The sequence below is a fragment of the Paenibacillus sp. FSL R7-0198 genome (assembly GCF_038000415.1).
In the GTDB taxonomy this organism is placed as follows: Bacteria; Bacillota; Bacilli; order Paenibacillales; family Paenibacillaceae; genus Paenibacillus.
In genome coordinates, this window is record NZ_JBBOCB010000001.1 from 3,382,808 (window position 1) to 3,399,106 (window position 16,299).

Annotated in this window: 16 protein-coding genes; 9 read left to right on the forward strand and 7 right to left on the reverse strand. The window is 46.8% G+C overall.

Annotated elements, in window-relative coordinates; all coding sequences use genetic code 11:
* Window positions 1-4: 4 nt before the first annotated feature.
* Window positions 5-697: a Crp/Fnr family transcriptional regulator gene (locus MKY87_RS14555; RefSeq protein ID WP_339787927.1), complete on the reverse strand. Its 693-nt coding sequence runs from the start codon at window positions 695-697 to the stop codon at window positions 5-7.
* A gap of 283 nt (window positions 698-980) precedes the next feature.
* Between MKY87_RS14555 and MKY87_RS14560 the strand changes: the two genes are divergently transcribed.
* Entirely contained in the window at window positions 981-1,820 is an 840-nt protein-coding gene (locus MKY87_RS14560; RefSeq protein ID WP_340965173.1) for a methyl-accepting chemotaxis protein, read from the forward strand.
* Between the two features lie 104 nt (window positions 1,821-1,924).
* Here MKY87_RS14560 and MKY87_RS14565 read toward each other — a convergent pair whose 3' ends face one another.
* On the reverse strand, window positions 1,925-3,361 hold the full coding sequence (locus MKY87_RS14565) for an alanine/glycine:cation symporter family protein (protein WP_340911865.1): 1,437 nt from the start codon (window positions 3,359-3,361) through the stop codon (window positions 1,925-1,927).
* 329 nt (window positions 3,362-3,690) lie between these two features.
* Here MKY87_RS14565 and MKY87_RS14570 point away from each other — a divergent pair, with 329 nt between their 5' ends.
* Window positions 3,691-4,620, forward strand: coding sequence for a response regulator (locus MKY87_RS14570; RefSeq protein ID WP_340967448.1), 930 nt, complete (start codon window positions 3,691-3,693; stop codon window positions 4,618-4,620).
* A gap of 173 nt (window positions 4,621-4,793) precedes the next feature.
* On the opposite strand, the gene MKY87_RS14575 is transcribed toward MKY87_RS14570, so the two are convergent.
* Complete coding sequence (locus MKY87_RS14575) at window positions 4,794-4,970, reverse strand: aspartyl-phosphate phosphatase Spo0E family protein (protein WP_338589257.1); 177 nt, start codon at window positions 4,968-4,970, stop codon at window positions 4,794-4,796.
* A 434-nt stretch (window positions 4,971-5,404) separates the two neighbouring features.
* On the opposite strand from MKY87_RS14575, the gene MKY87_RS14580 reads away from it, so the two are divergent.
* Together MKY87_RS14580 and MKY87_RS14585 are read left to right on the forward strand one after the other, a co-directional pair.
* A complete protein-coding gene (locus tag MKY87_RS14580) occupies window positions 5,405-6,028 on the forward strand; it encodes an acetate uptake transporter (protein WP_091012490.1) in 624 nt (207 codons plus the stop codon).
* A gap of 205 nt (window positions 6,029-6,233) precedes the next feature.
* Entirely contained in the window at window positions 6,234-6,746 is a 513-nt protein-coding gene (locus tag MKY87_RS14585; RefSeq protein ID WP_026081401.1) for an acyl-CoA thioesterase, read from the forward strand.
* Between the two features lie 41 nt (window positions 6,747-6,787).
* Here MKY87_RS14585 and MKY87_RS14590 read toward each other — a convergent pair whose 3' ends face one another.
* Window positions 6,788-7,864 (reverse strand): anthranilate phosphoribosyltransferase, encoded by a 1,077-nt coding sequence (locus MKY87_RS14590; protein ID WP_340965176.1) that lies wholly within the window; start codon window positions 7,862-7,864, stop codon window positions 6,788-6,790.
* 18 nt (window positions 7,865-7,882) lie between these two features.
* Window positions 7,883-8,476 (reverse strand): ANTAR domain-containing response regulator, encoded by a 594-nt coding sequence (locus MKY87_RS14595; protein WP_338589262.1) that lies wholly within the window; start codon window positions 8,474-8,476, stop codon window positions 7,883-7,885.
* Window positions 8,477-9,086: 610 nt separating this feature from the next.
* Between MKY87_RS14595 and nirB the strand changes: the two genes are divergently transcribed.
* From nirB to cobA, 4 genes are read left to right on the forward strand one after another with little or no spacing between them, the layout of a single operon-like run.
* Window positions 9,087-11,528, forward strand: coding sequence for a nitrite reductase large subunit NirB (nirB, locus tag MKY87_RS14600; RefSeq protein WP_340965178.1), 2,442 nt, complete (start codon window positions 9,087-9,089; stop codon window positions 11,526-11,528).
* A gap of 16 nt (window positions 11,529-11,544) precedes the next feature.
* Window positions 11,545-11,862: a nitrite reductase small subunit NirD gene (gene nirD, locus MKY87_RS14605; RefSeq protein ID WP_315938666.1), complete on the forward strand. Its 318-nt coding sequence runs from the start codon at window positions 11,545-11,547 to the stop codon at window positions 11,860-11,862.
* 37 nt (window positions 11,863-11,899) lie between these two features.
* Window positions 11,900-12,781, forward strand: coding sequence for a formate/nitrite transporter family protein (locus MKY87_RS14610; protein ID WP_340965184.1), 882 nt, complete (start codon window positions 11,900-11,902; stop codon window positions 12,779-12,781).
* Window positions 12,778-13,548: a uroporphyrinogen-III C-methyltransferase gene (gene cobA / locus MKY87_RS14615; RefSeq protein ID WP_340965186.1), complete on the forward strand. Its 771-nt coding sequence runs from the start codon at window positions 12,778-12,780 to the stop codon at window positions 13,546-13,548. The genes MKY87_RS14610 and cobA overlap by 4 nt, the downstream gene beginning before the upstream one ends.
* A 233-nt stretch (window positions 13,549-13,781) precedes the next feature.
* Here the strand turns inward: cobA and MKY87_RS14620 are convergent, their stop codons facing one another.
* On the reverse strand, window positions 13,782-14,420 hold the full coding sequence (locus tag MKY87_RS14620; protein ID WP_340965188.1) for a TetR/AcrR family transcriptional regulator: 639 nt from the start codon (window positions 14,418-14,420) through the stop codon (window positions 13,782-13,784).
* Window positions 14,421-14,615: 195 nt separating this feature from the next.
* Here MKY87_RS14620 and MKY87_RS14625 point away from each other — a divergent pair, with 195 nt between their 5' ends.
* Window positions 14,616-15,383: an SDR family NAD(P)-dependent oxidoreductase gene (locus MKY87_RS14625; RefSeq protein WP_340965191.1), complete on the forward strand. Its 768-nt coding sequence runs from the start codon at window positions 14,616-14,618 to the stop codon at window positions 15,381-15,383.
* 587 nt (window positions 15,384-15,970) lie between these two features.
* Here MKY87_RS14625 and MKY87_RS14630 read toward each other — a convergent pair.
* Window positions 15,971-16,258 carry a hypothetical protein gene (locus MKY87_RS14630; RefSeq protein WP_390925617.1) on the reverse strand — a complete coding sequence of 96 codons (288 nt, stop codon included), beginning with the start codon at window positions 16,256-16,258 and terminating at the stop codon, window positions 15,971-15,973.
* Between the last annotated feature and the right edge of the window lie 41 nt (window positions 16,259-16,299).

Below are 16,299 nucleotides of genomic sequence, written 5' to 3' on the forward strand. Positions count from 1 at the left end.
GCCATCACTCATATATATTGCCTCCCGCGATGACACGCAACTGATCCAGATCACAGATCACAAGCTTTCGTTGCACTTTGCGAATAATATTTCGATTACACAGATCTTGAACAACTCTATTAAGATGTCTATAGCTGGTGCCCAGCATATCCGCCAGTTCGGTGAGCTTGGAGGTCTGAATCTCTTCCGAAGAGGACTCGTCCTGGCCCATTGTGGACAACAGATAGCTGGCAAATCGGCTCTCGACCGGATATAACATGTTCAGACTCGACAGGTTCGAGAAGGTATACAATTTGTGTGTAACTTGACTCAGCATAAAGTGGAGAAATTTAGGGTTCTCTGCATACGTATTCTGGAGAGCGCGATAACTGATACCCAGTAACAGGCTTTTGCTCACAGACTCTACCGTATTCATAGCCTCCTTGCCATTCACCAGTTCCAAATCTCCCACAAGCGCAAGTGGTGTACTGAAACGAAGCAACAGAGACTTCCCGTTAGGCAGGGTGGTATAGATCTTGAGTTTGCCCTGCACGAGAAAATACAATCGCTCGGGTCGTTCACCTTTGGCACATATCATCTCGCCCTTCGCGGCCTCAAGCAGTCGCAACTCAGCGAGCGCAGACTCGTCCAGCACCTTATCCAACCCATTCTCACGGGCAAGTTGCCGCACAAGTCCAAAGTCCATAATTTCCTTCATTCCGACTTCCCCTCCGTTGTCGTATATAACATATGCAAAAGGACATATGTCCCATAATTGATATACACTCGTACAAATATCTTGATATAAAAATAGTTACAACTAACACTTATATCCAATAAATCAGTTCACATGGTAAATATTTAAAAATTTAATCATAAAATGTTCATTCTTTCATACAAAATACCGTTCACGAAAAGCCATTTCTATCCGATGAAAGATAGAGCATTCCATAGATCGTTAAAAATAATACATTCAAATATTGAAAGGATGGTCCTCTTCCATGAACGTTGTAGATGCCCTGCTTAAAGTAATGCCTTATATCAGCCTGATCCTCAGAGAACCAGCCAGTTTGACTCTTTATGATCACGAAAAAGTACTAGAGGTCATTATGACAGATAAATTTGATCTTGGTTTTGAAAAAGGAATGACACTTCTGGAATCGTATCAAAACTTTGCCATCTTAAAAAACGGAAGAGAAGCTACTCTCGCTACTCTCTCCAAGGAAGTTTATGGTATTGAACTGGATGTTTTGAACATTCCGATCTTTGATGATAACCAGAACGTTGTTGCTGTTTTCTGTGTATCTTATGACCAATCCAACCAGAACCAACTTGAAGACATTATACAAGAAAATCAAACCATCAATGGTAACCTCGTTGATATGGTGCAGCATGTCGCCGCTCATGCCGAAGAATTGCAAGCAACCAGTGAGCAGATCCTGCAGAACACACGGATTGCTGTTCAGAACTCTTCCCAAATCAACAAAGTAGCCGGATTCATTCGTGAAATCTCTGAACAAACCAACTTGCTTGGCCTGAATGCCGCTATTGAAGCTGCTCGCGTTGGTGAGGCAGGCGCTGGCTTCGGCGTGGTGGCATCCGAAGTACGCAAACTCTCTGTGGATGCCAAACAAGCTACAAGTGACATCGATACCAGCCTGAGAGATGTACAACAGGTCATCAAACAGATGGAAGTTGAAGTCTCCCAGATTGCAGCCTCTTCACAGGAACAAGCAACGCTTGTAGCATCCTTTACCGATGTGATTGAGCAACTTAACGAAACAGGGGCACGAATGAAAACTCTATCCGAACAACTGATCAGTTATTCGGTTAAAAAGTAATCAAAATAAAAACAAACAGGACTCGGGTTGCCCATGATGGATAATCCAAGTCCTGTTGTTTGTTGTGCCCATTTGTATATAACCAACTACGTTCAGATGAAATCTTAATTGGCTACATGTATTGATTTATCTCCAATAACTTCTTCTTCCGACTCCCAGCATTCCACTTCACCCGGAATATGAATCCGGTCCCGGGTAAAGACGGGATCACGTCCTTCAGCCTTCTGTTTTTTGTAGTCCTTCAATGCTTCGAACGTCACCTTGGACAGCATCAGAATCGCAATCAGGTTCACCACCACCATGAGCCCCATGAACAGGTCAGCCAAATCCCATACCAGCTGCACTTTGGCTACCGCACCAAACACCACCATCGCGATAACGCAAATGCGGTATACCCACAGCCAAACTTTGTTGGATTTGATAAACTCAATGTTGGTTTCTCCGTAGTAATAATTTCCGATTAGTGTACTGAAGGCAAACAGGAACACCATAACCGCCAGGAATCCCGATGCCCATGAACCAATATGTACACTTAATGCTGCCTGAGTTAACTCAATACCACCCAGATCGGAACCTTTGTACACTCCTGATAGCAAAATAATCATGGCTGTGCTTGTACATATCACTAACGTATCTGTCAGCACGCCAAACGCCTGAATAAGTCCCTGTTTCACTGGATGTGTTGTATCCGCCGTTGCAGCCGCATTCGGGGCACTACCCATCCCCGCCTCATTGGAGAACAATCCGCGTTTCACACCGTTCATCAGTGCAGCGCCCAACGTTCCGCCAGCCACCTGTTCAATGCCGAAGGCATTTTTGACGATCAATGCAATCATGGCCGGAAGCTGGGTAATGTTCGCCAACACCACAAAAGCCGCTACCCCAATGTACAATACGGCAAGCACCACGACGATGTATTCCGACGCTTTGGCAATCCGTTTGACACCGCCCATAATAATTCCTGCAAATACCACGGCCATAATGATCCCTACCGTTAACCGATCCGTTCCAAATGAGTTCTCAAATGCAACGGTAATCGTGTTAGACTGCACCGCATTAAAGACCAAACCGAATGAAAGTGTGATGAGAATGGCAAATAAAATCCCCATCCAGCGCTTTCCTAGCCCACGCTCCATATAATACGCCGGACCCCCGCGGAATCCACCCTTATCCTTCACTTTATAGATCTGAGCCAACGTGCTCTCCACAAAACTGGAGGCAGAACCAATAATCGCAATAACCCACATCCAGAATACAGCCCCGGGTCCCCCCAGTGCGATGGCCAGTGCAATACCGGTAATATTGCCTGTGCCTACACGGGCCGCCATACTAATACAGAACGCCTGAAAAGGTGAAATTTTGCCTGGTTCCTTGCTTTTCGGCTCTAGAAGCACCTTCACCATATCTCCAATCATGCGGAATTGCATGAATCGGGTCTTGGTGGTGAAGTATATACCACATACTACCAATAGTATAATTAACACTTTGGACCATAGAAAATCATTGAAAATGACGACAATATCTTGTATTGTTTGCTCCATCGGTATGCCCCTTTTTATGGTGTATTTCAAGCACAGAGATGGTCACGTGAAAAGTTTGTACCATTCTGCACAACACTAGCCCCAGACTTCGGGATGTTACTTATACTACAAGGGCATCTACGAAAATCGACAAATACCTACATGCAATTCCTACATTTATTTTAAAATTGGGCTTTGATTGCCCAAACATTGTCATAGAACCTGACATGTCAGGTTCTATGCAAGAAGGAAAGGAACGATTACACTGGAACGAGAGTTCATGGCGGAGTTAACCGCCTTTACCATAGATTTATCAATCACACCATTCGCAGAGAAAGGGAATGACTGACATGCGTTATTTTATCGTGGATGATGATCCTGGCGTTCGTTCCATGTTAATGGATATTATTGAGGATGAAGGCCTTGGCGATATTGCCGGGGAAGCTGAGGACGGAGCACATATTCACGCGGAACTGTTGGAACTGCATAAGGTGGATGTCCTGCTGATTGATCTGCTGATGCCCCAACGAGACGGGATTCAGACTGTGCGAGCGCTTGAAGGAAGGTTTGAGGGCAAGATCGTCATGATCTCCCAGATCGAGTCGAAAAATATGATTGGCGAAGCCTATTCACTAGGCATTGAATATTATATTACGAAGCCGATTAACCGATTGGAGATTCTATCTGTTCTGCGGCTGGTAAGCGAAAGGCTTCGGATGCAGCAATCCATCGCAGATATTCAGCGGACATTGCAGGGACTGTCCGGTTTGAATTCTACCGAACGCAATGCGGCTCCGGTTCCGGACAAAACAATCACGACTGCAGGACATTTCCTCCTGTCCGAGATGGGCATGATCGGCGAAGCGGGCAGCAGGGATCTGCTGGACATGCTGGAATATCTGGAGCAAGTAGAGACAGATGAGCATAAGCTGTCGCCCTATACATTCCCATCCCTCAAGGACATCTTCCAGAATGTAGCGGTACGCAAGCTGGGAGACAACGCATCACTCGCAGAGATTAACAAGGAGATCAAGGCATCGGAACAACGTGTTCGCAGAGCCATCTTCCAGACGCTGAGCCATGTGGTGTCTCTGGGATTAACGGATTATACACATCCCAAGTTCGAGAACTATGCATCCAAATTTTTTGATTTCACCGAAATCCGCAAGAAAATGCTGGAGCTGCAAAACAATGTGGAGCCTTCCTTGTCCCAGACACGCATTAATACGAAAAAATTCGTACAGGTTCTATACTTAGAAGCCAAACGATTGCTCCATTAAACAGGTAGATGATTGATATTTGGCAAAACAAACGGGCATGAATACTATGCCGGTATGGTACCGCCTCTTCAACCGAGGCTATCCATTCCGGCCATATTCATGCCCGTCTGTACGATCAAGTGTTACTTATCTATGTGATTCGTTCTGTATTTAAAATCAAAATCCCTTCGGGTTCAGGCCCGTGAATGGTTTCGGCTAATTCGGTTATACTCATTAATCAATTCGTCCAATGCCATAGACTGCCGAATCACATCGGGATGTCCAAGACCACCTTTGTTATGCTCTACCAGCACATAAAGGTTATGTCTGGCCTTCTCTATTTTATTTTTCAAATCCAAACTCATAACCATAACCCCTGATACCTCCTTATTCTGTGAACCATTTTAGTTTTTCCTGTCAATCTATAGTTGGATTAACATATGGCATAGGAGACAAGGATGTTTTGTATTCTTCTCCATTTTTTGATAAAGATTATTTTATCACACAAGAGCTTATCCGAAAATGGCTGATATGACGCAATTTAGCAGTAATAACGAGGCCTTTATTCTAACGTCTGGCCTCACCATTCACGGCCAGAATGGATTGTGTCGTAAATGTGTATATTGAAAAAACAAAAACTCTATTGGTTCAAAAGGTAATAAAATCCCTTTCCATAATGGGGGCATTCAGGTACAATAGGGCGATGTGTGTGTCCGGACCCGGCGGATACAAATGATGTAATTTAGAGGACGGCCAACGACGGCCATGGATCCTGATTTGATATTATTGGAGGCTTATCATCACCATGCAGACCGATTCACAGACTAAAGTCAAAATTGTTAACGCCGATCCCAGCGCAATGGGATTATTTGGGTTGGCTATCGTAACCCTGGTCGCTTCTTCCCAAAAGCTTGGCATTACGGATGGACTTAGCTACGCTATTCCTTGGGCGATCTTCCTGGGTGCCTTTGCCCAGTTATTCGCATGTATTCAAGATTCCAAACGCAACAACACCTTTGGCACAACAGCTTTTGGCGCGTATGCATTCTTCTGGTTTGCCATGGCGGCCAACTGGATGATCAAAATGGGCGTATTTGGCTCCACGCTTGCTGAACAGGCCGATGGCAAGCAGCTCGGATTTGCTTTTGCCGGATACCTCGTATTCACCCTGTTCATGACAATCGGTGCTATTGAAGCAAATAAAGTATTGCTTATCATCTTCATTCTGATTGACTTCCTGTTCCTTGGCTTGACTTTTGACGCTTTCGGCGTAGCTCCTCACATTTTCCACACCATTGCAGCATACGCTGAAATGGCGATCGGAATTGTGTCCCTGTATGGTACAGGTGCTTCGGTACTGAATGCTCACTTCGGTTATGCGTTCTTGCCGATCGGCAAACCGTCCGGCATTTTCAAACCCAAGGCTTAATATACAGCAGTAAACCGCCAGCGCGCCGGTCCGCGCCTGGCGGTTTTTTTGCAGTCCAACTTCATTTGAATATGTATCTGACCGACACCTATACTAGGGATAATAGACCAAAAAAAGACCCTGCAACACATGAAATGTCACAGCAGCCATACTGTCAGGAGGAAAAAACATGAGAGAGATACCAAAGCCTACGGAGATGGATCAGGTGGAGAAAAAATATGTACGCGAAACACGTTGTTTCAAGACGGCACGGGTGTTCCCAACCGATGTCAACAATCATAATACGCTATTCGGTGGGAAGCTGATGTCCTACATCGATGATATTGCATCCATTGCCGCTTCCAAGCTATGCCGGGTCAATACTGTAACGGCTTCAACCGACTCTGTCGATTTCCTGTATCCGATTAATCCAACGGATTCCGTTACGCTTGAATCGTTCGCTTCCTGGACAGGACGAAGTTCCATGGAGATTTTTGTGAAGGTGATTCGAGAGGATCTGAAGACCGGAGAGAAGAAAATTGCGGCGACGGCATTTCTGACCTTTGTGGCCCTGGACGAAAATAATCGCAAACTGATTGTACCCCGCATTATCCCGGAGACGGAAGAAGAGAAGAAACTATACGAGACCGCTCCGGATCGGGCGGCCATGCGGAAACAACGGCGGGAAGAGAGCAAGAAATTCGCTGACTTCCTGACCGTTACTTATCCTTGGGAATAAAAACACGCTAAACCATAACAAGATTGAACACTGGCATCACATTATCTGGACGATGCCGGATAGATGGACACCGCTCTGTTATCCGGCAGTTCGCCACCCATGGAGACACACCACTGCTGATAGATGCGATATGCTGCACCACTCTCCAGCAATCCCTGACAAGTGTATATGCCCTCTTCGATGGAATTGACACGCCCCGCGGCGTACAAGCGGAATCCTCCATTTAACAAGACCTGATTCACAAAAGCAATATGACCATCGCCGCTTAATACACTTTCCGCCACTTCAAGCTGCTTCGCAGCCGTCCAGACCAGTTCCGGCACGGGCATATCCAGTTCATAGGCTGCAGGATCAACCAGTTCCAGCTTCATATCGCCGTCTTCCACTGCGTATACGCGGGTTGGCCGATCAATGTACAGATCCTCAGAACCTTCCATCCCCTGTACAACATAAGCACGACGATAGTTAAACCGGGTTAGCAACTTCGCAATCCGATCCAGAAAGGTATTATGAAACACACCAAACACCAAATACGGTGAATGGTTATAATCAATCAGTTTCTCTGCTGTGTTAAACACCGTACGGAATCCCAGCTCTTCCCGTAACGGACGAAGCTTGCGAAGAGGCTCACACCACTCCTCGGAGGATACGTACATGACACCTGAACTGAGCGCAGCGCCTTGGGCATCTTCCCGATCCATTTTACGTGTATCAATTCCCGCTTCCTTTAACAGAACCGACAGCGTAACGCCCCACTTGGGCGGTAAAGGATCACTCCCGTGCAAAGTCACCGGCAACCCGGCCGCTGCGAGTACAAACGCAACCGGAAATGTAGCCATGAACGACTTCGTCCGCCCGTCATAGGGACCCGCACAGTCCAATCCGTCCTGAAATACGGAGAAACGTTCCGCACTGTTACGGCATGCATGAACAAAGGCTTCCAGTTCCTCGACGTTTTCCATTTTCATTCGTTCAGCCATTAGAAACGCAGCCGTCTGGGCAGGGGAAACCTCCTGTTTTAGGATTTTCTCTGCAACGGTCAGTGCCTCTGTATAATTCAGATCACGCGAGCCTCGTTTCCCACGTCCGACTTCTCGGAGTATCTGAGACATATCCATGGAGAATCCTCCTTCCAATTAAGACTGGAGCAGTTGATGGGCCTTCACAATCGCTGTGGCTACATCAACCATCCGTTTGCGTTCATCCATCGCTTTCTTGCGTAACAGGTCATAGGCTTCGGCCTCGGAGATCTGCTTCAGATCACTAAGGATAGCCTTCGCCATATCAATCCACTTCCGATCCTCCAGCCTGGATTGCAGCTGCTTCCGTTCCTGCTCCCACTGTTTGCGTTCCATGTAGCGCCGAGCTGCAAAGTGAAGAGTCCAATGGATCTCGGGCCCGGTCATGGATGGTGTAAGTATTCCATCAAATGAAGTTTCGACCTCGCAGGATTCTGCGGAGGAAGAAGCCGTATCTGGCGCACACCACCAGAGCAGCGGGGAATCCGACTTCCCCTTTCCCAGGCAGTTCACCCAGTACTCCACATCGGCCAGCGACAGATGCAAGATGGACGCTTCCGCTGCAATAGCCAGCTTCAACGCTTCCGTTTCACTGCCCGCCACCTGTACATGGTACCCGTTTGCTCCCAGCAGCCTCTCCGGTGTCAGAGGGATTGCATCGGATGAGGCAGCTATCGTTGGTTGAACACGGATGACCAATAAAGATCGCATGATGGATCAATCCCTCCCTATGGCGTATAGTCAGAGTCCACAACATTTAAGACGTTAATACACAAAAGTGATAAATATGTTACATTACCTAACAAAAGTTAAGTAGTGACGATTATGCGTCTTATTTTCAACATTAAAATGATCTTTTCATGCCTCAAAATGATCTTTTTATGCCCCATCATGTTGCAATAAAAAAGGGTCAAACACTATACATGGCACCTTTTCTACAGTGTTTATCATATCCAGCGTGCTAACGTTATCTAAATCCTTCAAATTAAGAAGATATACTCGTAAAACTTCGTCGTCCATTCGGTATTCCAATAAACTCATGTAAACATAATTAACTTTAAATTTCAAATACTTTTTTATGTTAACTATATTGACACGTGTAGATCGATCTTTTATAGTTAAGCCATAACAACTCCATATTTAAATCGATCACAGTTACAACGGCGTAGCTGGTTGAAACGGCAATGAAGCCTGTTTTGCAATCTCGGAGCAAGGGATGCGTATGTATATACGCAGTCCTCCGAGGCATAACAGGCTTTTTCGATTTTAGAGACAAGGTTTCGAGGCAGTTTGCAGAATGGACCTAAGGGGGCTAATCATAATGAGTACAACGAAAAAACTGGTGCTGGTCGGCAATGGCATGGCGGGAATCCGCACAATCGAACATATCCTTAAGCTTGCTCCGCACGCTTATGAAATTACAGTCTTCGGCGCAGAGCCGCATCCCAACTACAACAGGATCATGTTATCCTCTGTATTGGCTGGCGGAACATCCATCGAAGATATCGTAATCAATGAGTGGAGCTGGTACGAAGATAACGGCATTCAGGTATACCCGGGTGACCCGATCGTTCAGATCGATACCAAGCGCAAGGAAGTTGTATCTCAAAATGGTGTACGCGCAGCCTATGATGAGCTGATTATGGCAACCGGTTCACAGGCGTTCATCCTGCCACTTCCCGGTGCTAACAAGGAAGGCGTTATCGGTTTCCGTGATATTAAAGATTGCGAAACCATGATGGCAGCATCACAAAAGTATCGCAAAGCTGCCGTCATTGGAGGTGGATTGCTAGGGCTGGAAGCAGCGCGGGGGCTGCTCAATCTGGGCATGAACGTCACGGTCATCCATATTAACGGTCATCTGATGGACCGGAACTTGGATTTGCCGGCAGGCCTGATGCTCCAGCGTGAGCTTGAAGAGCAGGGCATGAAGTTCCTTTTGAATAAACATACCGAAGAAATTACAGGCAAACATCGAGTGAAGGCTATTCGTTTCACTGATCAAACGGTACTTGAAGCTGATCTGGTTGTCATGGCTGTCGGGATTCGCCCTCAGATTGAGCTGGCTCGCAATACCGGCCTCGATGTGAATCGTGGTGTCATCGTAGATGATTATATGCATACCAGCATCCCTGGCATCTCTGCCGTAGGTGAATGTGCAGAACACCGCGGTATTGCCTACGGACTGGTTGCTCCATTATATGAACAAGGTATGGTACTCGCTAAACGTCTGGCTGGCGCAGCAACTGAAGGATACGAAGGTTCGGTCACTTCTACCAAGCTGAAAGTATCCGGGGTTGACGTATTCTCTGCCGGACAATTCAAAGACGCTGCGAACACGCGCAGCATTCGTATTCAGGATGATGTCGATGGTGTGTACAAAAAGATGGTGATCAAGGATGGGCAGCTCATTGGAGCTGTATTGTTCGGGGATACCACGGATGGCGCATCCCTGTTTTCCCTCATTAAGAGTGGCGAGAACATCAGCGGTCGTGAGAAAGAAATTTTGCTCGGCGTACCTTCCGGTGGTTCAGGCTCAGGTCCATCTGTCGCAGAACGTATGGCGAGTATGCCGGATGACGAGATCGTCTGTGGTTGTAACGGTGTTAACAAAGCTTCCATCGGAGACGCTGTTCTAAATAAAGGGTGTAACACCCTCGGTGCAATCAAATCCTGCACCAAAGCCTCCGCTTCTTGCGGTGGATGCAAACAGATTATCGAAAACCTGCTCACGTATTATGCCGGCGATAATGTAGGCGAACAGACCAAAGAAGGTATCTGTGGTTGCACATCCTATGATCGGGATGAAATTGTTGCACAGATCAAGGAAATGGGACTCAAAAGTGTGAAGGAAGTTATGAACGTTCTCGGTTGGAATGAACCGGAAGGTTGCTCCAAGTGTCGTCCTTCCCTTAACTATTATCTCGGTATGATCTGGCCGGCTGAATACACAGATGAGCGTGTATCCAAGTTCACCAATGAACGTTATCACGCCAACATCCAGAAGGACGGTACCTACTCCGTTATTCCACGAATCTATGGTGGTGTCACTTCTCCAGCGGAATTGATCAAGATTGCAACGGTCGCAGAGAAATACGATGTACCGTTGGTGAAATTCACGGGTGGACAACGACTCGATCTGCTTGGTGTACAGAAGGAGAACCTGCCGAAGATCTGGGAAGAACTCGATATGCCTTCCGGTTTCGGTTATGGCAAGGCGCTGCGTACGGTGAAGACTTGTGTAGGTAATACGTTCTGCCGATTCGGCACACAGGATTCCATTGAGATGGGTATTCGACTGGAGAAAAAACTCGACAAAATGGTTGCTCCGGCCAAAGTGAAACTCGCCGTATCTGGATGTCCGCGGAACTGTGCTGAAGCGACTATCAAGGATCTGGGTGTTGTCGCAATCGATGGTGCTTGGGAGATTCATGTTGGCGGTAACGCTGGAGTTAAGGTTCGTGCAGCCGAGCTGCTCTGTACGGTGAAGACTGATGCGGAAGTGGAAGAGTGGACTTACTCTTACCTGCAATATTATAGAGAGAACGCAAAATGGAATGAGAGAACAGCGGCATGGATTGAACGGGTAGGTCTGGATCATGTGAAGGAAGCATTGGCGGATCGGGATGTACGTCTCGCTCTGGTTGAACGTCTGGAAGTTACTCTGGGTCACACGGTTGATCCTTGGAAAGAAATCATTCAAGACGAGAAATTGCGTAAAAACTTCACCCCACTGTCCGGTGCCGAGCCGGTAACCCACTAGAAGAGGAGGAACAGCGATGAACAAATTCCGGATTGGACACCTTGCAGATATTGATGAAAAGGGAGCACGAACCTTTCTGATACAGGATACCGAAATTGCAGTCTTCAAACTGAGCGACGGAAGTCTGCATGCCATCGAGAATCGTTGCCCTCACAAGGGCGGCAAGCTATCGGAAGGTATGGTGTGCGGGACAGCGGTTCATTGTCCTTTGCATGATTGGAAGATTGATCTGCGTAACGGTAAGGTACACGAGCCGGATGAAGGCTGCTTGAATACCTACAAAACAGAAGTGGACGGCAACAGCGGGGAAATCTACATCACAATTGCGGGTTAAAGGCTAGAGATACCCTGACATCAAGGAGGTGTGCGCTATGGATTTTGTTAAACCTGCAGAAGTGCTGCAATCGATGGTCGAAGCTGGTGAGAGCAAAGCCAGAATGAACTGGGTACAGATGCTAATCCGCGGTTTTCTGGCGGGAGCTATCCTTGCCTTTGCAACCACAATGGCATATACCGCTGTATCTCAAACTTCCGTTGGTTTGACAGGTGCACTGATATTCCCGGCGGGATTTGTCATCATTATTCTGTTGGGTCTCGAATTGGTGACAGGAAACTTTGCGATGCTTCCACTCGCAATGATGAAACGTAAAATCACACTGATGGATATGCTCCGAAATTATTTCTGGGTGATCACAGGTCATCTGCTCGGATGTGCATTCTATGCTCTGTTATACGGCATGACCATTACCAAGATGGGTACGGATATGAGCAACCCTCTGATTCAAACGCTGATCCAGACCAGTGAAACCAAAACATTGGGCTATCAGCATCTCGGTGGAGCAGGCATTGTTCTTATCATCATCAAAGCCATTCTATGTAACTGGATGGTCACACTCGGAGCAGTGATGGCAACGACGTCCACTTCTACACTGGGTAAAATCGTAGCGATGTGGCTGCCCATTACCATATTTTTCGCTCAGGGATTTGAGCACGCTGTGGTGAACATGTTCGTCATCCCGGCAGGTATGATGCTCGGTGCACAGGTTAGTATCGCTGACTGGTGGCTGTGGAATCAGATCCCGGTATTGGTGGGCAATCTCATTGGCGGAGCTGTATTTACAGGCCTCGGTCTGTATGCCGCTCACCACTGGGGAAATCCAGTGAAGCTCTCGTCCAAACTTGCAACCATTCAGGGTGGTCGTTCAGGATTGGCAAGTTCCGATGTTACACCGAAATTGGGGACACGATCATGAGCCGGGGCCTGGTTAGTATTGTTGGCGCTGGTCCTGGAGATCCGGATCTGATTACGGTTAAAGCCCTCAAACGTATTCAGTCCGCAGATGTCATTATGTATGATCGGCTTGTGAATGATCAATTGCTCGCCGAAGCTCGTGAAGGAGCACTCCGCATCTACTGCGGCAAGGCTCCAGGCCTTCACTCCATGAGTCAGGAGATGATTGGACGGATGCTGGCTGCACATGCAGCGGAAGGCAAACAAGTCGTACGACTCAAGGGTGGCGATCCGTTTATATTTGGCCGTGGTGGTGAAGAAGCACTTGTGCTGGCGGAAGCAGGGATTGCATTTGAGATCATTCCTGGCATCACTTCAGCTGTAGGTGCATCCGCTTCCTCCCTTATTCCGTTAACCCATCGCGGGGTTGCTTCATCGTTCGCATGTGTCACAGGAACCGGCAGTGATGGAAGTGTATCTTCGGTTCGCTGGGACCTGCTCGCTCATAGTGTAGATACTTTGGTCATCTACATGGGTATTAGCCAACTGCCCCAGATTCAACATGAATTGCTTCACCATGGCAAAAGTGGACACACCCCTGCGGCTTTAATCGAACGAGGAACCACTTCGGAGGAACGGATTGTTACCGGCACACTTGCCGAACTGCACTCCCTCGCCAAGTCGCATCAAGTGAATAGCCCCGCATTAATCATGATCGGCGAGTCGGTCCTGATCCGCGAACAGCTGCTTCAGATGCAACAGGCCGCTAATGAATCCATGACCGGATAATCGAATTGGATTCCTTCATCTATATCAATTGAACTAAACATTTACAAAAAACGGAGAGGACAGAAACGACCTGAAGAAGCGGAGCGTTCGCCTTTATTCCCGGATTTACCCTTTATAAAAGGAATCAAAAAAATCTGGGGATAACAGCGATCGGAAGGTTGTTCTGTCATCGGAGTGTGCAGTGTAAATATTCTTTAGTTCAATTGATATAGAACAAAACTCTCATTCGACCTTTAATCCAACATCATACGCTCGTGAATAGTCCGGCCCTTCTGCCCTGGTTCAATCAGCAGACGGGTCGGTTTGATGTTAATCAGCGCCGTAAGCTGCTCTCCCATATAATGCGCAGAATACTTGAATCCAATCTCTGCCCAATGCATGATTACGCCTACCGTTGCAGATACCAGATAACTTAACATGATGTCGTAATTAATCGTCCACTCACTATCTTCGGTCACCAATACAAAATCTTCGGTTAGATACGTTCTAAACATATTGCACAGCCGGGAACTCATATCGGAATGCATCGTTATTAATGCACGAAAGATATCCTGATGGGCTTCAATATATTCGAATACAGGCATCGTGGATGGTAGCAATGCAGTCATGTCCACTTCTGTAAGCTGTGCGTATGGTTCTGCATAAGCTCGCCCCACTCCCTGCATGAAATCATCCAGAATGAACTGCAACAACTCCGGTTTGCCGGGAAAATGTAAATAAAAGGTTCCGCGGTTGTAATCCGCCCGCTCCGTAATATCCCGGATTGTGAGGGCATCCGCTCCCTTCTCTAATATCAAAGAAACCGCCGCAGCGATGATCGCATCCTGCGTTCTTCGTGCTCTCCGGTCCTGAGGATGTTCAATGATCAACATTTTCGCCTCCTTTGTTCATTATTGTAATATAAATGAACACCGCTTACACCTCTGTCCGATAGCTGACATATGCGATGTCAATGATTATTGTCACATCGCTATGTATATCTTAACATTGAGACAGGAAAGATAGACGACAGGTTGAAACTTTTTTTGAGAAATACCTGCCAATAATGAATAAGGAGCGGATATATCATGAGTACATCTTATACACATACAGCCGTTATTACAGGAGCAGCTGGGGGCATTGGTAAAGAATTGGCACGCCGCCTTGCTGAGCGCAAAATCAATTTGGTTCTGGTGGACCTGAATGAAGAAGCCATCCAGCAGACAATTACTGATCTGAACCTGGACAACGAGCACGTCATCGCCGTAAAAGCGAATGTATCCCAAGAAGCAGACGTGAAAAACTATGTGCAAAAAGCATTGGATGCTTTTGGTCGAATCGATTATTTTGCCAACAATGCCGGAATTGAAGGTCCAACAGGGCTGATCGAAGACCTGAGTGTTGAAGCACTCGACACCGTATATAACGTCAACATTCGTGGGGTATTCCTGGGTCTGCAAAATGTCATTCCAGTGATGAAAAAACAAAAATCCGGAGCGATTCTAAATACCTCTTCCCTCGCGGGTCTGATGGGTGCACCTGCTGTATCTCCATATATTATGTCCAAACATGCCGTAGTTGGTCTCACGCGTACCGCTGCCAATGAACTGGCACCTTATAATATTCGGGTTAACGCTGTATTGCCAGGTACAATCAATACACGCATGATGCGCCAGATCGAAGCAAATTCCGGTAACGTGGAAGATTATCAATCAGCAACCGTATCCAGCATTCCAATGGGCCGTTATGGCGAACCGGAAGAAGTTGCTGCGGTGATGAACTTCCTGTTGTCCGAAGAAGCATCATATGTAACAGCTTCCCTCTACACTGTAGATGGCGGTATGGTTGGTCAATAAGAAGCTGTAAACTGTAGGATCCGGTCCGATAGAACTTCAAGTCCATCCTTAGAAAAGTTATACCGACAGGTATTCCCGAAGGGATGCCTGGTCGCTACAATCTAAAAAAGGCCTCAACACCACAGTAATGTGGAGTTGAGGTCTTTTTTACATTACAACGCTTGCTGTGCATTAGGCTGCATCTGTGAGATTTCACTTTTGAAACGCCATTTAAACGTCTCGTTGCACCTTGTGATCACTCTAAGTTACTCTAACGAACCTAGGGCACCTTATTTCGGCTAAAAGCGCTTATTTCCCGAAATAACGAATCTCAGACACGCTAGTTCCGCGGAAATGCTGCCATTGCACCGAAAAGTCCTAAAATCCAGAGAATAACGCTTCTCAGATTCGTTAAATTTCCAAACAAGCGAGAAATACCTGGATAGCGCGTATCAGGTTCGTTAGATTTTGCCCGGACCACAGAAATGCTTGGTTGCCGTACTGAACAACCATCGAACACCGATAATCAAGCACCTCATGCCGCCGTCCATCATTACGAAGCTCATTAAACCTCACGCCACAGTCCAAGCTCCATATCCACGCTCAACTTAATCTACGTACCCTGCGTGACCCTTGTCCATCAAGTAGTCCATTTCAGCATCCAGGATGCTTTCCACGGTCAACTCATCCAGCTTCACATCTTTACGACTAAGGATATAGTCAGCCAGATCATCGCCGTCAATATCCACATCGTTACCTTTGGAATTTTCGTGCGCCTTGTTGATGTACGCTTGCTCATGCTTCAACACAAGGGCGATATTCTCCTGGCTTGCCTTCGTTTTATCTGCAATGTATTGCATCATTTCTTGTTCATTAATTGCATTTGCTTCTGCCACGTTCAGTTCATCTCCTTGATTCATACATACTGTTGCCATTG